A 19277-nucleotide genomic window follows, 5' to 3' on the forward strand; every position below is an offset into this window, starting at 1 on the left:
CATTCGTTTGCTGCCTTGCTGCAACTCCAATTACTTTGGCTAATACCCTTCTGGCTTAAAGTTGCAGCGGTGTTAGCCGCTAATCTCTGAGCCAGTGGCTCCCCTGCAACTTAATCTGCTCACTCGCGTAATCCAGAAAACAGGTAATCCGCGCTGCAAGCTGAGTATTACGATAATACACGGCGTTAATCGGCTGCCAGGTTTCCAGCGTTTGGGAGGCCATCACCTCGACCAAACGGCCCGCCAGTTGATCTTCTCGGGTCATAAAATCGGATAATTCGACGATCCCTTCCCCCTGCAAGGCCAGCAGCCGCAGTGTTTCACCACTGGACGCAGCCAGATTGGGAATGATAGCAGAGCGCCCGGCAGGTAAATGAGGTAATGACCATTGATTGAGAGATTCCGGCTGAGTAAATCCTAACAAACTGTGATCGGCCAGTTGATCGATGGTAAGAGGAGTGCCGTGGCGATGCAGATAATCAGGGCTGGCGAGGATGCGTACCCGGCTGGCCCCCAATAAACGGGCATGGATGGTGGAATCACGCAGCGTACCGATACGAATCGCAATATCAGTACGTTGTTCCAGCAAATCAATATTCAGATCGTCGGTATTCAACTCAAGAATGATTTGCGGATAGAGCGCGCGAAAACCGCTGATCATCGGCACAATCACATGCTGCATAAAGGGTGCCGCGGCATTCACTCGCAAGCGACCGGCCGGTTTTAGCCGCCGCAGGGCGATTTGCTCTTCAGCATCATCTACCGCGCCAAGAATCTGCCGCGCATGGCTGAGGAACAACTCGCCCTCTTCAGTCAATTCCAACCGCCGAGTGGTACGGCGCAGCAAGGTGGTCGCCAGCTTCTGTTCCAGCCGACTCAATGCACGGCTGATACCCGATGTGGTCTGGCTGCGCTGCTCCGCCGCCGCCGTTATAGAGCCGCAGTCAACTACCGAGGTAAACGCCTGCAACTCCTCTAAGGTGACCTTCATGGATTTTGCCCTGTCATCAATCAGACCTCAATCTCGGCGGTATCTCCTTTCTCTTGCAACCAATTGCGGCGATCTTCAGAACGCTTCTTCGCCAGCAACATATCCATCATAGCCATCGTTTTATCGATATCATCATCGCTGATAGTCAATTGCACCAAGCGGCGCGTATTAGGATCGAGGGTGGTTTCACGCAGTTGCAGCGGGTTCATTTCACCCAGCCCTTTAAAGCGCTGAACGTTAGGTTTACCGCGCTTGCGTTTCAGTTGCTCCAGTACACCGGCTTTCTCTTCTTCATCCAGCGCGTAGAATACTTCTTTGCCTAAATCAATACGATACAACGGCGGCATCGCTACATAAACGTGGCCATTACGCACCAGCGCACGGAAATGGCGCACAAATAGCGCACACAGCAGGGTAGCAATGTGCAAACCATCGGAGTCCGCATCCGCCAGGATACAGATTTTGCCGTAACGCAATTGACTCAAGTCTTCGCTGTCAGGGTCAATCCCAATCGCTACTGAGATGTCGTGTACTTCTTGTGATGCCAATACTTCATCAGAGGAGACTTCCCAGGTATTTAGGATCTTACCTTTCAGCGGCATGATCGCCTGATACTCACGATCACGCGCTTGCTTGGCGGAGCCACCTGCGGAATCCCCTTCCACCAGAAACAGCTCGGTCATGCTTAAATCTTGCGAAGTACAGTCAGCCAGCTTGCCGGGCAATGCCGGGCCGCTGGTCAGTTTCTTACGCACCACTTTCTTGGCCGCACGCATACGGCGCTGAGCACTGGAAATGGCCAATTCAGCCAGTTGCTCTGCGGCCTGCACATTTTGGTTTAGCCACAAGCTGAAAGCATCTTTTACCACGCCGGAGACAAAAGCCGCGCACTGACGTGAGGAGAGCCGCTCTTTCGTCTGGCCAGCAAATTGTGGATCTTGCATTTTGACTGACAATACGTAAGCGCAGCGCTCCCAGATATCATCTGCTGAGAGTTTGACACCGCGTGGCAGGATATTGCGGTATTCACAGAAATCGCGCATGGCATCAAGCAAGCCCTGACGCAGGCCATTCACATGAGTACCGCCCTGCATGGTCGGAATCAAGTTGACGTAGCTTTCTGTCAGCAGTTCTCCGCCCTCAGGCAGCCACAACAACGCCCAGTCTATGGCTTCGGTATCCCCGGCGAAAGAGCCAACAAACGCCTTTTCTGGCAGGGTAATCAAGCCATCAACCGCTTCCATCAGGTAGTCAGTCAGGCCATCGGCATAGCACCAACGCTGTTCTGTATTGTTCACCAAATCTTTGAAAACGATTTCCACGCCGGGGCACAACACGGCTTTGGCTTTCAACAAATGCGATAAGCGTGAAACTGAAAAACGCGGGCTATCGAAGAACGAGACATCTGGCCAGAAATGCACACTGGTACCGGTATTGCGCTTACCGCAAGTGCCGATGACCTGTAATTCCTGCACTTTATCGCCATTTTCGAAGGCGATGCTATAAATTTGACTATCGCGGCGTACCGTGACCTCTACCCGCTTGGATAAGGCATTCACAACTGAAATACCGACACCGTGCAAACCACCAGAGAACTGATAGTTTTTATTGGAGAATTTACCGCCGGCATGTAAACGACACATAATCAGTTCAACAGCCGGAACGCCCTCCTCCGGATGGATATCGACCGGCATCCCGCGGCCATCATCAATTACTTCCAGTGATTGATCGGCATGAAGGATAACGTCAATACGACGGGCATGACCCGCCAACGCTTCATCGACGCTGTTATCAATCACCTCTTGACCAAGGTGGTTTGGCCGCGTGGTATCCGTGTACATTCCCGGACGACGACGCACTGGTTCTAAACCGCTGAGTACTTCAATGGCATCAGCGTTATAGCTGGATTCAGTCATGGTTGATTAATATTCGGCTAATGGTTGGAAGGCTGGCGGTGGCGCTTACACCGCCTGATATCAGGTGGTCGCTAGCCCTAAAAAAGTTACAATCGGTGAGAAATAGTGATCAAAGCCAACAAAGGCATGATTTCCACCGGATTCTACCGTTTGCCGGCAAGGGGTGTAATAGGCCACCGCTTGACGGTAATCGAGGATTTCATCCCCGGTTTGCTGCAATAACCAGAGTAAATCCGGTGATTCCAACTTTTCAATTTGCATGACTTTCAGGTCATAGATGTGTCGTGACTCTAACACATATTGTTGCCCGGTGTAGGGGTTCTGATTTTCTCCCAGGTAATCACCGAGCAGCTCAAATGGCCGGACTGCCGGGTTAACCACCACTGCGGGAATACTGAAGCGCTGGGAAAGCCAGGTTGCAAAATAGCCGCCAAGGGAAGAGCCAACAATACCCATGGATTGCCCAGCTTTATCCATTACGATACTTTCCAGCATTTCTGCGGCTTCCGCCGGATAAGGCGGCAATTGAGGTATCAGCATCTCAATATGAGGGTGATGTTGCTGCAACCAGCTTTTGAATGTCGTTGCTTTAACCGAGCCGGGAGAGCCATTAAAGCCGTGAATGTATAAAAGAGTACTCATCAATAACCATCCGAGTCCATGTCCGGGCAGAATTCATCACTGGCTAATCGACGAACGTCAGTTTCAAGCGTTCCATCAGACAGTAAATCGAGGTAGCGCCATCCCGGTGCCACAGTATCAAGCGTAAAATTAGTGCAATGCGGTTTAAACTGCACACACGTAGAAGGGCTGGCCAGCAAGCGCTTGCCATACCAGTCCAGATCCAGGTCCTGATGAATATGACCACACAGTAAGGTGGTTACCCGTGGATAACGCGTCAGAACCGCCGCCAGTACATGGGCATTGCGCAAACTATGCTGATCCAGCCAGGTACAGCCTGACGGCATCGGGTGATGGTGTAGCAATATCAGCGTATAACGCTCTGGGTGCGCGACTAAGCAACGCTCCATCCATTCCAGTTGATAATCGCTCAATTCACCATAGGGAACGCCGAATACCTGGCTGTCCAATAACAGAATCTGCCAGTTTTCCCCTACCAGAACCTGCTTTGATGGCGCAATACCGGCATCGGCTAAGGCATCGACCATCGCGGGCTGAAAATCGTGATTACCCGGTAGCCAAACACAAGGTGCTGACAGGCGAGCAATGCCCTTGGCAAAATTCTGATAGGCTGCAACAGAATGATCCTGCGCCAAATCGCCAGTGGCAACGATAAGATCAAAGGGATGCTGCTCAGCGATAATCGCTTCCAGCACAGCGCGATAACTGCGGGAAGTATTCACACCCAGCAAGGTTTCATGTTCCCCCGCAAAGAGATGAGTATCTGTTATTTGTAAAATTCTGACCTTGGCCCCACTCGCCATAGGCAGTTTAAACAGGCTTTCCAAATGGTGTCCTTGTTTTTGCCACTTCACCAACCAGATAGGTTCTACCAGTGAAACTATAAGTCTGTCTAACAAACTGGAACTGCCACCGCGCCATGTGCCATGCAATAGCGCAACCAGTCAGCAAGAAACTGGTTAATTTGATGCTTTTCGTCCCGCTGATGCAACTTTTTATTCGGATAATCATAACTCGCTTTGAAGCGAGAGATCTGCTGACTGGCACACACTTCCGCGACCTTGGCATCATGATAAAGGCGCACGACCATCGATGGTAGGCTCCAGTGACTCACAGCAGGCTCAGTCTGCACAATGTCTACCACCGAAGTGTAACGGGTCGATTCGATAATTGTCAGCCGATAACTTACGCCTTTAACCTGATAAGCCACACTTTCACCCACTTCATCGATGCGGGGTATTAAACGACGCAATTGTGCGAAGTTAGTTTCGCTGATACGCATCATTTCAGGGAAATCAGGTGTATAGCGCTTACTCATACTGTTTCTCGCTTCTCTTTATGATTGCCATTCCGCTCTCAGCGATTGATGGTGCAACGCCAGCCATTGCAATGCAATGATTGAAGCTGCGTTATCAATTGCACCTTCTTCAACCCAACGATAAGCCTGCTCGCGGCTCACCACATGCACCCGAATGTCCTCGTTTTCCTCTGCCAGTCCATGAATACCGGCCGCGGTAGAGGCACCAACTTCACCCACCATAATCGACAAACGCTCACTGGTTCCGCCTGGGCTTGCCAAATAGCTAAGCACCGGCTTACAACGGCCAATGTGAATCCCGGCCTCTTCTTCTGCTTCGCGACGAACCACCTCTTCTACGGTTTCGCCTTGCTCAATCATTCCCGCGACCATTTCTAATAACCAGGGTGACGCACTGCTGTCAATGGCGGCAATCCGCAGTTGTTCAACCAACACCACTTCATCACGCTGCGGGTCATAAGGTAATAACACCGCAGCGTGGCCGCGTTCAAAAATCTCGCGCGTGACCTCACCACTCATTTCGCCATTAAACAGCCGGTGACGAAAACGATATAAATTCAGCGAAAAAAAGCCCTTATACAATGACTCTCGTGCAATAATTTCCACATCGTTCTGATTGAAAGTCACCGGTGAGGGTTGTAGTGATGACATAGACTTCTCTCCTAACATTAGTATCAAGCCTGAATTGTACTTTTTGATGACAACCGAACGCCACAGGCTACAGGATTTTAAAATAGCAGGCATAGAGTTAGCGGATAGAAATGCTTTTGATAAAGATTATTTGACAAAGATGGCCGATACCGATTAGTTGTCTCAATACTCATTTAGCTTTGTGTTAGATTTAAGTAAATTAAGGCAGGATGGCACAATCAGCCACCTTATCCCATTGGCAGACTCTGATAGAATCGGCAACAATTCGTCTATCGACAGCTACCATAGTAATATTGCCGCACAACTGCTGCACAACAAGGACTGCAAATGAAGAAACTGCTCCCCCTTCTTATCGGGCTGAGTCTGGCTGGTTTCAGTACCATGAGCCAGGCAGAGAACTTGCTGCAAGTTTATAAGCAAGCCAGGGATAGTAACCCGGACTTACGCAAATCGGCTGCTGATCGCGATGCTGCATATGAAAAAATTAATCAAGCACGCAGCCCGCTGCTACCACAACTTGGTTTAGGCGCAGGTTATACCTATACCAATGGTTTCCGCGATGCGTCTAATAGCCCGGATAGCAATGCTACCTCTGGCTCGTTGCAACTGACCCAGACCATTTTTGATATGTCTAAATGGCGTGTCCTGACCTTACAGGAAAAAACCGCGGGTATTCAGGATGTGGTATTCCAGACCAGCGAACAAACGCTGATTCTGAACACCGCCACGGCCTATTTTAACGTGTTAAAAGCGATTGATACGTTGTCTTACACCGAAGCCCAGAAACAGTCGGTATACCGCCAGTTGGATCAAACCACTCAACGCTTCAATGTGGGCTTGGTTGCTATCACTGATGTGCAAAATGCCCGCGCCAGCTACGACACCGTGCTGGCCGACGAAGTCACTGCGCGTAATAATCTGGATAATGCGCTGGAGAATCTGCGTCAGGTGACGGGTGTTTACTACCCTGAATTGGCATCATTGAGCGTCGATCGTTTAAAGACTAAACGCCCAGAGGCTGTCAATAACCTGCTGAAAGAAGCTGAAAAACGTAACCTTTCTTTACTTTCTGCCCGTTTGAGCCAAGATTTGGCTCGTGAGCAAATAAGATCAGCTGAAACCGGTTATATGCCAACCATCGATTTGACGGCAGGATCTTCCGTTACCAATACCCGTTACAGCGGTGGAACACCGAGTAGTCAGCAAGTTAACAATGATTCAGGCCAAAACCAGGTTAGCCTGAAATTGAGCTTGCCGCTGTACAGCGGGGGTGCCACCAATTCTGCGGTGAAACAAGCGCAGTACAACTTTGTGGGTGCCAGCGAACAACTGGAAAGCGCGCATCGTGGCATGGTGCAAACCGTGCGCTCTTCGTTCAATAACATCTCAGCATCTATCAGTAGCATCAATGCTTATAAGCAAGTGGTTGTTTCTGCACAAAGTTCATTGGATGCAATGGAAGCTGGCTATCAAGTTGGTACGCGTACCATTCTTGATGTTTTGAACGCGACCACCACCTTATACAACGCGAAACAGCAGTTGGCCAATGCCCGTTATGACTATTTAATCAATCAGTTAAATATTCAATATGCGTTGGGTACGCTGAACATGAACGATTTGACGTCACTGAATCAGGTCTTGGATAAACCCATCCCAACCTCAGCGGCCAGTCTGGCACCGGATAACGCCAACCAGAATGCTTACGCCGATGGCGACAGCACTCAGGCCGCAGCGCCAACAGCAACGCCGGTAAGCCAAACGCAAACAACACCTGCTACCCCAGCACGTAATGGCAACCCATTCCGTAACTGATTTTAAGCAGCGCTAACTCACCGGGTACAGCGGCAAGCGTACCCGGTTTGTTTTTCAGTTCCCTCCAATCTCTTCACCGCCAAGCATTTTTCGTCAATGAAAAAAGTGAGCCTGCTGGCAGCATTTCGTATAGCTTTGTAAAGTCTGCCGCTTGCTAGCCCCTACGCTTTAATTTTATACATATTTCCCCTATTCTAGAGCGAACTTACTGGGAATGGGCATCAAATGCCCGGAAATGAGACAATAAATGATGAAACGGACTAAAAACATCAATCAAGAGACTTTCCGTAAATCCTGGCGCAATTACCGCCTTGCGCCCGTAGCTTTGGCTGTCAGTGCTGTATTTATGCTGGCTGGCTGCGAAAAAACCGATGAAACCGTCTCTTTGTATCAAAATGCCGATGATTGCTCACAAGCGAATCCATCAAAGAGTTCGGAATGTACCACCGCTTATAATACTGCGTTGCAAGAAGCGGCTAAAACAGCGCCAAAATACGCAACGCGTGAAGATTGTGTGGCTGAATTTGGTGAGTCCCAGTGTACTCAAGCCCCTGCTCAGGCAGGTATGGTGCCAACGTCATCATCTTCTGAAACCACAGCCGCAGCACCGCAGCAAAGCGGCAGCATGTGGATGCCATTGATGGCCGGTTACATGATGGGCCGCATGATGGGTGGCGGTGCAAGTCAACCACTGTTTACCTCAAAAGCCCCTAATAGCCCGGCTAACGGCAAATTTGTCGATTCGACCGGTAAAAACTTTGGCTCCGCCACCACAGGCCGCACCATGACCGTGCCAAGAACCGCTATGGCACCGAAACCCGCGGTAACCAATACCATCACCCGTGGCGGTTTTGGTGAATCGGTTGCTAAGCAGTCTACGATGCAGCGTAGTGCCGCTACCTCATCCAAAACCAGTACGCGCAGCATGGGTGGCTAAGGTCTTTAATGAAACGTTTAGCAATTAGCGAACGCCCGGATTGGCGTGAAAAAGCCACCGAATTTGGTTTCCGTTTTCACACTATGCATGGCGAGCCGTACTGGTGTGAAGATGCGTATTACGAATTCACACTGGCACAAATTGAAGAGTTGGAAGAAACCACCGCTGAGTTGCATCAGATGTGTCTGCAAGTGGTTGAGAAAGTAGTGAATAGCGATCAATTGATGGCTAAATTCCGCATTCCAAAACATTGCTGGGATTTTGTACGTAGCTCATGGAAAAGCAACCAGCCCTCGCTCTACTCGCGCCTTGATCTAGCCTACGACGGCATAAATCCAGCTAAATTGCTGGAAAATAACGCAGATACCCCGACCTCATTGTATGAAGCGGCCTTCTTCCAGTGGCTGTGGTTGGAAGACCAGATCAATGCGGGCAATTTGAACGCCGAGTCTGATCAGTTCAACAGCATGCAAGAGAAGCTGATTGAGCGTTTTGCTGATTTGCGCGATAACCACGGCTTTAGCTTACTGCATCTGGCCTGCTGTCAGGACAGTGAAGAAGATCGCGGCACCGTGCAATATCTGCAAGATTGCGCACTGGAAGCCGGTCTGCCGACTGAATTCATGTTTATGGAAGAAATTGGCTTAGGGGAAAAGGGGCAATTTACTGATCTGGATAATCAGGTTATCAGTAACTTGTTCAAGCTCTATCCGTGGGAATTTATGTTCCGCGAAATGTTTTCCACCAAACTGGAAGACGCTGGCGTGCGTTGGCTGGAACCGGCGTGGAAGAGCATTATTTCCAATAAAGCCTTATTGCCCCTGCTGTGGGAGATGTTCCCCAATCACCCGAATCTGTTACCTGCTTATTTTGCTGAAGATGATCATCCCAAGATGGATCACTATGTCACCAAGCCGCTGTTCTCGCGGGAAGGTGCCAATATCCAGATCGTGGAAAACGGCAAAGAAGTCGCGCGCGTTGATGGGCCATACGGCGAAGAAGGCATGATTGTTCAGCAATTCCATCCACTGCCTAAATTCGGCGATAGCTACACGCTAATTGGTAGCTGGCTGGTGAATGATCAACCATGTGGTATTGGTTTGCGTGAAGACAGAGAATTGATCACTCAAGATCTGTCACGTTTTTACCCACATATCATTTTAGGTTAAGGTTGCGAAAGAATAAGCTGAAAAGCTAACACCTTAAAATTGTTGATAAAGCTAAACCAAGGGGAAACACTCCGTTGGGGCCGTAGCGGCTTATGCCGCCGAAGCGCCCGTAGGAGTGGTCAACCCTTGGCTCGCTGATTTTAGTTTTTATAACGTCAATGCTAACCAAGCTTAACCGACAACATACTAAGCGACCCCATCTCAATCCCATCCGTTGGGATCGAGATCGACTCTTCACCGTCCCAGCACCCCAGTGCGTACAACAATGGCAGGAAATGTTCTGGCGACGGATTAGACAATGCGGCTCCTTCATGTTGCATAAAGTTCACCAGCGGATGATTATCGCCCTGATAGCTCAGATTATCTCGCACAAACTGATTGAAAGATTCAGCCCACGGATACGGGCTGCTTTCTCCCTGCCATCTCACCATTCGCAAGTTATGTACCACGTTGCCACTGGCGACAATCATCACACCCTGCTCACGCAACACCGCCAGCTTACGGCCTAACTCATAGTGATAAGCCGCCGGTTGGGTGCCATCAATACTCAATTGCACCACGGGAATATCTGCCTCCGGATACATTTTAATCAATACCCCCCAGCTCCCGTGATCCAGGCCCCACTCACCGGTGTCAGCCAGCACCGCGACAGGTGCCAACAATTGTTGGATTTGTACCGCCAACGCAGGCGAGCCTGGTGCGGGGTATTCAGTATCAAACAAAGCCTGCGGGAAGCCACCAAAATCGTGAATAGTTCGAGGTTTATCCATAGCTGTCACCGCAGTTCCACGGGTGTACCAATGGGCAGAAATCGCCAAAATCGCGTTAGGACGCGGTAAAGTAGCACCTAACGCACGCCAAGCTTGGGTGTGACTGTTTTCTTCCAGCACATTCATCGGGCTACCGTGGCCAAGAAACAGTGCAGGCATACGAGAGGTTTTCATTGCAAATCCTTACTGTTAAGTCATTTACTGTTAAGAAACAGAGCGGTGTTTAAACCTTAAACAGTAGATTACGCGCTTTCTTTTTATGACACAGCCGGATAACAATGATGAAGATATTCAATAAATTTGAAGGGGGAAACAACACAGGAGGCAGTACGGAAATTAGACAAAAAAGAAATAACCGGGCCACGGTCTATTCAGGAGAATAGAGGCAACCCGGTGTTTACACCGCGCGATGAACAGATGATATCATCGCTATCAGATTAGCTGACTTTTTGCACCTGAGGCTGGATAGCCTGAATGTAGGCGGCCAGATCATCAATTGTCACTACCGGCATATCATGCGATTTGGCGAACTCAACGACTTCCGGTGCATGAGCCATGCTGCCGTCGTCATTGGTCAGTTCACACAACACACCTGCGGGTTTAAAACCGGCCAGTGTGACTAAATCGATAGAGGCTTCGGTGTGACCACGACGAGACAATACGCCACCCGGTTGAGCGCGCAGCGGGAATACATGCCCTGGGCGATTAAGGTCAGCAGGTTTCGCGTTATCCGCAATTGCCGCGCGAATAGTCGTTAAACGGTCAGCCGCAGACACACCGGTGGTTACACCTTGAGCCGCTTCGATAGTCACGGTAAACGCGGTTTGGAACTGACTGGAGTTATTAGTGACCATCATTGGCAAGTCAAGCTGCTGGCGGCGTTCGTCGGTGATACACAGGCACACAATCCCACTGCCGTGGCGGATGGTCAGAGCCATTTGCTCAACCGTCATCGTTTGTGCAGCAAAAACCATATCACCTTCGTTTTCACGACTTTCGTCATCCAACACCATAACACCGCGACCATCACGCAGAGCGTCGATAGCACGTTCTACACGCTCAACAGGCGTGCCGAAATCTGATAGAAGGGTCTGATTCATGGTAAAAAACCTCATTAAAATTATGGATTACCAGAATCAGGGCGGTCTTTGAGGAGTAAAAGGCCATTCTTTTATATCAATAAAATAGCCGAAATAACGCAGCGAGTTATTTAATACAATAAATAAGCTCGTCAGATACCGTTACTCTCTCCCATCCGGACTATAACCGTCGGCCCCGGAATCACACCGGATCTGCTGACCTCTACCTTACACTCTCCAAAGAGAGGCAACGTGAGCGCTCGCGGGCTTTTGCACCACGACACAAGAATGCCGCAACACAATTTACCGCCGGTGGGGACTTGCACCCCGCCCTGAGAATAAGCCTTACGACTATAGCGCTATTGATTCATCGGAGCAATTACCAAAATGGTGATATGCGAAGGTTTATACAATTGCCATCAGGCATTACACTAGAGGGAATCATCACACAGCTAATTAGGGAAATATCATGATTGACCCGAAAAAAATTGAACAAATCGCCCGCCAGGTGCATGAGTCTATGCCAAAAGGCATTCGCGAATTCGGGGGCGACGTTGAAAAGAAAATCCGTCTGGTTCTGCAATCACAGTTAACCCGTTTGGATTTGGTTAATCGTGAAGAATTCGACGTGCAGACTCAAGTGCTGCTACGTACCAGGGAGAAGCTGGCATTACTGGAACAACGTATGGGAGAGCTTGAAGCCAAGTTCAATAACCCTCCTGCCGTTAGTAGTGATAAAGCTGGTGAATAAGAATTTGTGAGATATTTTCACTGATGAGGGCGCTCTTGTCGCGCCCTTCATTTAGACCTAAGACGGTATTACCCGCACTCGTGATTTGGAGATCAGCACCCACAACAGGGTAAACATCAGGAAAGCGTATAAACTTTTCCAACCAATCATTACCAGCAGTACACAACAAAGCACACTGCCAATCACCGCCATCACCTTCGAGCGCCCCTTTAGTAAACGGACCCCCGCCAGCATACACAACAAATAAATCAGCACAAAAATGCCATTAGCATAAACAATCAACAGATCCAAAGGTAAGGAGAGCCAATAAATAAGCAAGGTAAATACCAGACAGCTACCGACCACTGCGGTGAGTGCATTCACCGGTGTCTGACCGACGGACAGACGCGCCAATTTGCTTTCAGGCCGTATCTGCGACTGCGACCACACCATGCGGGCAAAGCTCTGGGTATAAATATTCACACTAGCAAAACAAGCCAAATAGCCAATGATGCAGGCTATCCACAGTGCATGATCACCAAACAGTTGCACCACAATTCCCGGTAAAGAAGCCGCTGCCGCCTGTTGTTCGCCATAAGCATGAAAATGCAGCACCGCCACGGTACAACCCCAATACACCGCACCGGCGACCAGCAGGCCAACAATCAGCGCGCGGGGGAAATCACGCTCAGGATGACGAAATTCTGTTGCCAGATGAGCAAAAGCCTCCAACCCGACAAAACACCAAAACATGACGGCCAGCGCACTAAACATATTGGGTGGGGAAATATCATTTAGTGCGGGCCACGGGATTTGTGATGGGTGAATATCCCCTTGCCACCAAATTGCCAATACCAAGGCGATAACCAGCAAAGCAATCAAGGTTTGTATATTGGCACTGGAACCGGCGCTGCGCGTGCCTAGCAACCAGATAACCAGCAAGGTGACCAATTGCACCATCAACAGCCCGGTATCGCTCCAGCCAAAGGCCGCCTGCCAGAAACCGGCCGCTATCTGCAAGGCTGCGGGTAAACCAACCGGAATCGCTGACAAAAATAACCAGCCGGTAACTTTGCCCAGCTTTGGCCCAAATGCCATCATCACAAAGTGAGCAGCACCACCGGCACTGGGGAAGTGGCGGCCTAGTGCTGCAAAGGCAATCGCAATGGGGAAAACCAGTACAATCAATACCGGCCAAGCCCACAAGCTATCTTCACCGGCTAGCATAGCTGCCAGCGCGGGCACCGCAAAAACCCCCGTACCCAACAGTGAGGTAGACAGCAACCCGACGCCCTGAGCCAGACTCAACTCCTGTTTTAGTCCACTCACCCATATCCCCTTCTTAATTAAAGTTGCAGCGCTGTTAGCTGCTCTCTTTACTCGGTGAGGCCACTGCTTGTCGCGTTCAAATCGGCTCCCGGCAGATTTGCCCCCCGAATCACTGACCTGAGTCAGTGATTCGGGATTAATGAGCCTCAGAGAGGCTCACCCTGCGGGCTAGCATAAATGCTGTTCAAACCGGTCTTCGACCGATTTGCCATTTGTTTGCCGCCTACCTGCAACTCCAATTCATTTGGGTATAACACCACTAGACGAGAGTAAGCCTAGCCGCGGCCATTCTTAATTGACTGAATAATACGGGTGGTCGAAATACCGTTTTCAAAATTCAGCACTTTAACTTCACCACCCGCAGCCCACACTTCTGCACTGCCCGCTATCTCATCAGGCTTATAGTCACCCCCTTTTACCAGCAGGTCTGGCAGAATTTCAGCTATCAAACGCTGTGGGGTATCTTCTTCGAACGGCACCACCCAATCTACCGCTTCCAGAGCGCCCAACACAATCATGCGCTGTTCCAGTGGATTGACTGGCCGCTTTTCGCCTTTCAGACGTTTGGTGGAGGCATCGCTGTTCACGGCGACAATCAGGCGGTCACCCAGTTTGCGGGCATTGGCTAAGTAAGAAACATGGCCTGCGTGGAGAATGTCGAAGATACCATTGGTCATCACCACTTTTTCACCACGCTGACGCGCCTGCGCAACGGCTTTTTTCAGTTGCTGCTCATCCATCACGCCGAAACCCGTCTCAGCACGGCCACGGATCGCATTTTCCAGCTCAATCGGTGAAACAGTAGATGTTCCCAACTTACCGACCACCACGCCTGCGGCAGCATTCGCCAGGAAGCAGGACTCTTCCAACGTATTCCCCGCAGCCAGTGCGGCAGCCAGCACGCCAATCACCGTATCACCAGCACCGGTCACATCAAACACTTCTTGCGCCTGTGTTGGCAGGTGCAGTGGCGGTTTGCCCGGTTGTAGCAAGGTCATACCTTGCTCTGAACGAGTCACCAGCAAGGCGGAAAGCTCGAAATCGGCCACCAGTTTCATACCACGGCTGACCAACTCTTCGTCATCTTTGCAGCGCCCCACCACGGCCTCAAATTCAGACAAATTAGGCGTTAACAGGGTCGCACCACGATAGCGTTCAAAATCACTGCCTTTCGGATCGATCAGAACCGGCACCTTGGCTTTACGTGCCAGTTGGATCATCTGCTGCACGCTACTCAATGCGCCTTTGGCGTAATCAGATAATACCAGCGCGCCAATCTGTGGCAGCGCCTGTTGAATGCGCTCAAAAATCGGCTGCGGATCAACGCCGTCAAAGCCTTCTTCAAAATCCAGACGGATTAACTGCTGGTTGCGCGAAAGTACCCGCAACTTGGTGATAGTCGGGTGAGTAGGCACCGAGACAAAATCACAGCGCACATGCACTTCATTCAGCTTACTGGTCAGTGCACGAGCAGCATCGTCGATACCGGTCAGCCCAACCAGACGTGAAATAGCCCCAAGGGAGGCGATGTTCATCGCCACGTTAGCTGCACCACCCGGGCGTTCTTCAATGGTATCGACTTTAACGACTGGCACGGGTGCTTCTGGCGAAATACGGCTGGTAGGCCCGTACCAGTAGCGGTCTAACATGACATCCCCAACGACCAAGACACCGGCGCGGCAAAAATCAGGCAGTGTAACTTTCATCCCTTAGCTCCAAACACGTCATTATATTACGGCTGATAATATCACAAGCTCACGCCAACCAATGCTGCCAACTGGCAGCCACCTGCTCTCTTTCACGGATAAAACAATCAGCAGAGACTTTACTTGATTGCTCCTGCAAGGCCAGATGATGAATCTCATCGCGCATGGTGACATAGGCATGGGTCAGTGCTGCGGCCTCTTGTGGCTCCATGATGTCGTAATTGGCCATCAGCTCGAAAATTCGCACATTATCAGACCAGCGGGTCAGGCGCGGTTCACTGGCGGCATAGCGCAGCACCAGATATTGCGCGATAAATTCAATGTCAGTGATCCCACCTTTATCGGTTTTAATATCAAACACATCGCGCTGTTTACTGCCGAGATGATTGCGCATTTTCTCGCGCATCTCGCGCACTTCCTGCTGTAATTGCGCATCGTCTCGATGGCGACACAAAACTTGCTGGCGGGTGGCGTCAAACTTTTGATGTAACTCAGGGCAGCCATAGACAATGCGGGCGCGCACCAACGCCTGATGCTCCCACGTCCAGGCTTCATTATGCTGATAATCGGCAAAAGCCTCGACGGTACTGACCAACATGCCCGCCTCACCGGATGGTCGCAAGCGGGCATCGACCTCATACAAAATACCGGATGAGGTGCGGGTACTAAATAAGTGCATTATCCGCTGTGCCAGCCGCAAATAGAACTGGCGACCATCAATACTGCGCTCGCCATCGGTCATCACGTCCAGCGGGCAATCAAGCAGAAAGACCAAATCCAGATCAGAGCTATAACCCAGCTCCCAGCCGCCCAATTTGCCATAACCTATCACCGCAAAACCACGGCCTTCGCGCTGCTGCAAATGACTCGGCTGACCATAGCGAGCCACCATCTGATTCCAGGCCTGCTGGATAACCGCGTCGATGATGGCCTCCGCCAGATAGGTTAAGTGATCACTCACTTTCATTACCGGCAGCGCCTCGGTGATATCCGCAGCGGCAATGCGTAACTGTTGAGCCTGTTTGAACTGGCGCAACGCTTCTAGTTGCTGCTCTTCATCATCTTCCGGGACTCGCAGCAGATATTGGCGTAATTCATCGCGATAGGCACCTGGCTCCAGCGGTTGGTATAACGATTGCGGATCAAGCAATTCATCTAGCAACAAGGGGTAACGCGCCAACTGGCTGGCCACCATCGGCGAGGCTGAACACAAACGAATGACATGCTTGAGCGCGGCATGATATTCCACCAGCAGCTCCAGATAAGTGGTGCGGGTGACAATACTGAGCAACAATTGAATCAGGCGGCTGAGGGCGATATTAGCGTCTGGCCGTGGGCATACTTCGGCAAATAACCGGGGCATCAGTTGATCCAGCACCTCACGGCCACGGGGACCGATAGTGCGTTTATCAACGTCGTGGCGAAAACCATTGATTGTGATTAGTAATTGACGGCGAGCAGCTTCATCCAAATGCGGTGTCAGCGGGGCTAAGTCGCACTCTTCCAGCACATCCTGCCATAAGCTTTTGTACAGTGAATGGCAGGGATCTTCGCCAATGTCAGGGGCATCATCGCCAATCAGGTCGTCAAATACCACCCTAACCGCCTGCATGTGTTGTTCAAGCACAACACTCATTGCGGCCCAATCGCTGTAGCCCATTCCCCAGGCCAAACGGGCCTGATTCAGTGCATCACTGGGTAACGTCTGGGTTTGCTCGTCGGCAATCGCTTGCAGCAGGTTTTCTAAACGGCGTAAAAACAGATAGCTACCACTGAGATCTGCCACCTGTTGTTCGGGTAACAAGCCCATCTCAGCCACGGCCTGCAATGTGGGCAGCAAAGCGCGCTCTTGTAAGCGAGGCTCACGGCCACCTCGAATCAGTTGGAAGACCTGCGTAATGAATTCAATTTCACGAATCCCTCCCGCCCCCAGCTTAATATTGTCTTTCAGGCCGCGCCGCCGCACTTCACGGGCAATCATCCCTTTCATGTTTCGCAGTGACTGAATCACACTAAAATCAATATAACGGCGAAAGACGAATGGCCGCAGCGTCTGGCGTAGCTCTTGGCTGTAATGATCTTCAGCACCGCCCATCAAGCGTGCTTTCACCATCGCATAGCGTTCCCAGCCGCGCCCTTGCTCCTGATAGTAATCTTCCAGTGCGGCGAAGCTCAGCACCAGCGGGCCACTGTCACCAAATGGGCGCAAACGCATATCAACACGATAGACAAAACCATCAATGGTTTGTTGATCCAGTGCTTTAATCAGCCGTTGGCCTAATCGGGTAAAGAACTGGGCGTTGTCCAGTTGACGCCGCCCGCCCTGCGTTTGGCCATTTTCCGGATACGCAAAAATCAGATCGATATCCGACGAGAAATTCAGCTCACCACCACCGAGTTTACCCATCCCCAGAATCAGCAATGGCTGCGCAACCCCATCGCCATTGCAAGGGGTGCCAAACTCACGACAACAAGCTTGGTATAACCAATTGCGGGCAGCGATAATTACGGTTTCAGCCAACCCGCTCAGTTGGTGCAAGGTATCCGTGGTCGAACTGGTTTGCAGTGCCTGTGACCAGGCGATGCGCACCATTACGCGGCGGCGAAACAGCCGCAGCGCCGTGAATAATGCGGCTTCATCCTGCACCGCTGACAGCGCCTGACTCAGCCATTCTGAATAATGTTGCCACTCCTGCGGCTGCGCAGGCTGCTGATGCAACGCCTCCAGCCATTCAGGGTGAATCAGTAACATGTCACTGACAAAATCACTCAGCGCCAGTACCGCGATATCTTCATCTCGCAGCTCAGGCGAAGTCGGTAACTCATTAAAGCGCTGCTGTATATTCAGAGCCTGAATCTGTAATTCCGAAGAGAGTGGCAACATAAAGCATTCCTCAGCGACTATCAATTAACTGGCAGCACCGTTCAGCCAAAAAGCGGGCTGGGACAACGCTTCTTTACGAGCGGTATCACGCCAGTGGCCTTGACGCTCCATAATCGCCCACTGCAAGCCAAACCACCCATCAATATACGGGTGCCATTCACTCTGTGGATAAAAACCAGAGAGCAACTGGAAGGCTATAATCTGCCGATTGAGGCGAGGAAGTTGCGCCACATAACCATCGTCATCCAGATTATGGCCAAAGGCTTCTTTCAAATCGGCAGCACTGCGGCTGAGCATGATGTCGCAGAAACGCTTAAACGAACCTTCAAACTTAGTCTGGGCTTTGGCATCCATAAAGGGCCGCCAGCCAGAAGTAACCAGCCACGATGTGAGCGCTAACTTACATTTTAGATAATCTGCGCTATAGCAAAGCTGCTCGGCATCAACGTTCTTCGGCTCTAACTGTGGCTCCAGCGCCAGCAACCCGGCACGCAGTGCAGTGCTGGCTTTGCGTGGTACCAAGCCACCAAAAATAGCCAATGATTGGCGCACCATCGCTAATGCTTCAATAATCATGCCCTTGGCTGCGGGCTCGCCACGCAACCACAGCTCTTCATGGTATTGCCAGTGATCCAACGCCATTTCCAATCCAGCGACCATCCCCTGTTCAACCGTGGATTTCGCCGCAGGCTGCAATACCAGTAACGGCCGTAGCTCACGCGGCAAGTTACCTTGCGCTAAATGATAACCACGCGCCGCTTTGCTCAGATTACCCTGACGTAAGCCGCCGATGGGTGCCAGTTCAGCCGCCAACGCCAGTAAATCGTTCTGATTGCCTTTTTTTAGCTCCAGCTCAATTTCACTCAAAGGCTCTGACAGCTCACCTGCACTGATAGAACCCTGATCAACAGCAAGCTCTATCTCGCTCTCCCCGTAAGTGATTACCCACTTCTCACGGGTGAAATCCGTGCGGAATAATGGCTGTAACTCGGCTTGCAGCGTGTCAATAGCCCAACCCTCTGGCCAAATATCAGCCGGGAAACGAGCCAGATCTAATTTGTCGCTATCAATATCGACATTATATTCTGGCCGTTGATGTAAACCACCCACCACTTTGCCACCGGTTTTCACTGTCATTTCATAACGGCCATCATAACCACGAATACGTAAGCCAATATCATGCTGGCGCAACCGGTTATCGGCAGTTTCAAAATAGATGTTGGTCAACGTCTGTGGGGCGAAATGCTGGCTTTGCCATGATGCGAGCTGCTCCGGCAACGCAGCGATCGCCACAGGAGCCGCAATAAATTTTAGTTCGATTTCAACGGTCATAATTTCATTCA

The 19277-nt window shown here is 50.8% G+C and carries 16 protein-coding genes and 1 riboswitch; of the genes, 4 read left to right on the forward strand and 12 right to left on the reverse strand.

Going from position 1 to position 19277, the window contains the following annotated elements:
* Positions 1-79: 79 nt before the first annotated feature.
* The 6 genes from YALDO0001_RS15430 to nudF form a co-directional block, all read right to left on the reverse strand.
* Entirely contained in the window at positions 80-991 is a 912-nt protein-coding gene (locus YALDO0001_RS15430) for a LysR family transcriptional regulator (protein WP_004704461.1), read from the reverse strand.
* A gap of 20 nt (positions 992-1011) precedes the next feature.
* Positions 1012-2907 (reverse strand): DNA topoisomerase IV subunit B, encoded by a 1896-nt coding sequence (gene parE / locus YALDO0001_RS15435; RefSeq protein ID WP_004704462.1) that lies wholly within the window; start codon positions 2905-2907, stop codon positions 1012-1014.
* A gap of 60 nt (positions 2908-2967) precedes the next feature.
* Positions 2968-3549, reverse strand: a complete 582-nt coding sequence (gene yqiA / locus YALDO0001_RS15440; protein ID WP_042840236.1) for an esterase YqiA — start codon at positions 3547-3549, stop codon at positions 2968-2970.
* Positions 3549-4376, reverse strand: coding sequence for a 3',5'-cyclic-AMP phosphodiesterase (gene cpdA, locus YALDO0001_RS15445; RefSeq protein WP_042840238.1), 828 nt, complete (start codon positions 4374-4376; stop codon positions 3549-3551). Before cpdA ends, yqiA begins: the two co-directional genes overlap by 1 nt.
* A gap of 65 nt (positions 4377-4441) precedes the next feature.
* Positions 4442-4867, reverse strand: a complete 426-nt coding sequence (locus YALDO0001_RS15450) for a DUF1249 family protein (protein WP_004704464.1) — start codon at positions 4865-4867, stop codon at positions 4442-4444.
* Between the two features lie 18 nt (positions 4868-4885).
* Entirely contained in the window at positions 4886-5518 is a 633-nt protein-coding gene (nudF, locus tag YALDO0001_RS15455) for an ADP-ribose diphosphatase (RefSeq protein ID WP_004704465.1), read from the reverse strand.
* A 327-nt stretch (positions 5519-5845) separates the two neighbouring features.
* Between nudF and tolC the strand changes: the two genes are divergently transcribed.
* The 3 genes from tolC to YALDO0001_RS15470 all read left to right on the forward strand — a co-directional run bounded on the left by tolC (position 5846) and on the right by YALDO0001_RS15470 (position 9436).
* Positions 5846-7330, forward strand: coding sequence for an outer membrane channel protein TolC (tolC, locus tag YALDO0001_RS15460; protein ID WP_004704467.1), 1485 nt, complete (start codon positions 5846-5848; stop codon positions 7328-7330).
* A gap of 250 nt (positions 7331-7580) precedes the next feature.
* On the forward strand, positions 7581-8267 hold the full coding sequence (locus YALDO0001_RS15465) for a DUF1190 family protein (protein ID WP_042840248.1): 687 nt from the start codon (positions 7581-7583) through the stop codon (positions 8265-8267).
* Between the two features lie 8 nt (positions 8268-8275).
* Positions 8276-9436, forward strand: a complete 1161-nt coding sequence (locus YALDO0001_RS15470; RefSeq protein WP_004704469.1) for a glutathionylspermidine synthase family protein — start codon at positions 8276-8278, stop codon at positions 9434-9436.
* Positions 9437-9597: 161 nt separating this feature from the next.
* On the opposite strand, the gene ygiD is transcribed toward YALDO0001_RS15470, so the two are convergent.
* Together ygiD and ribB are read right to left on the reverse strand one after the other, a co-directional pair.
* Complete coding sequence (gene ygiD / locus YALDO0001_RS15475; RefSeq protein ID WP_004704470.1) at positions 9598-10380, reverse strand: 4,5-DOPA-extradiol-dioxygenase; 783 nt, start codon at positions 10378-10380, stop codon at positions 9598-9600.
* A gap of 263 nt (positions 10381-10643) precedes the next feature.
* Positions 10644-11306 carry a 3,4-dihydroxy-2-butanone-4-phosphate synthase gene (ribB, locus tag YALDO0001_RS15480; protein WP_004704471.1) on the reverse strand — a complete coding sequence of 221 codons (663 nt, stop codon included), beginning with the start codon at positions 11304-11306 and terminating at the stop codon, positions 10644-10646.
* A 139-nt stretch (positions 11307-11445) separates the two neighbouring features.
* Positions 11446-11629, reverse strand: a riboswitch (FMN riboswitch).
* A 125-nt stretch (positions 11630-11754) separates the two neighbouring features.
* Here ribB and ubiK point away from each other — a divergent pair.
* Positions 11755-12036, forward strand: coding sequence for a ubiquinone biosynthesis accessory factor UbiK (gene ubiK, locus YALDO0001_RS15485; protein WP_004704472.1), 282 nt, complete (start codon positions 11755-11757; stop codon positions 12034-12036).
* 57 nt (positions 12037-12093) lie between these two features.
* On the opposite strand, the gene yjeH is transcribed toward ubiK, so the two are convergent.
* The 4 genes from yjeH to YALDO0001_RS15505 all read right to left on the reverse strand — a co-directional run bounded on the left by yjeH (position 12094) and on the right by YALDO0001_RS15505 (position 19266).
* Positions 12094-13344, reverse strand: coding sequence for an L-methionine/branched-chain amino acid transporter (gene yjeH / locus YALDO0001_RS15490; RefSeq protein WP_004704473.1), 1251 nt, complete (start codon positions 13342-13344; stop codon positions 12094-12096).
* 275 nt (positions 13345-13619) lie between these two features.
* Positions 13620-15050 carry a bifunctional D-glycero-beta-D-manno-heptose-7-phosphate kinase/D-glycero-beta-D-manno-heptose 1-phosphate adenylyltransferase HldE gene (gene hldE / locus YALDO0001_RS15495; protein ID WP_004704475.1) on the reverse strand — a complete coding sequence of 477 codons (1431 nt, stop codon included), beginning with the start codon at positions 15048-15050 and terminating at the stop codon, positions 13620-13622.
* 49 nt (positions 15051-15099) lie between these two features.
* Positions 15100-17934 (reverse strand): bifunctional [glutamate--ammonia ligase]-adenylyl-L-tyrosine phosphorylase/[glutamate--ammonia-ligase] adenylyltransferase, encoded by a 2835-nt coding sequence (gene glnE, locus YALDO0001_RS15500; protein ID WP_004704476.1) that lies wholly within the window; start codon positions 17932-17934, stop codon positions 15100-15102.
* A gap of 24 nt (positions 17935-17958) precedes the next feature.
* Positions 17959-19266: a CYTH domain-containing protein gene (locus YALDO0001_RS15505; protein ID WP_042840250.1), complete on the reverse strand. Its 1308-nt coding sequence runs from the start codon at positions 19264-19266 to the stop codon at positions 17959-17961.
* Positions 19267-19277 lie beyond the last annotated feature (11 nt).

This window comes from Yersinia aldovae ATCC 35236 (assembly GCF_000173735.1).
GTDB classification, from domain to species: Bacteria; Pseudomonadota; Gammaproteobacteria; order Enterobacterales; family Enterobacteriaceae; genus Yersinia; species Yersinia aldovae.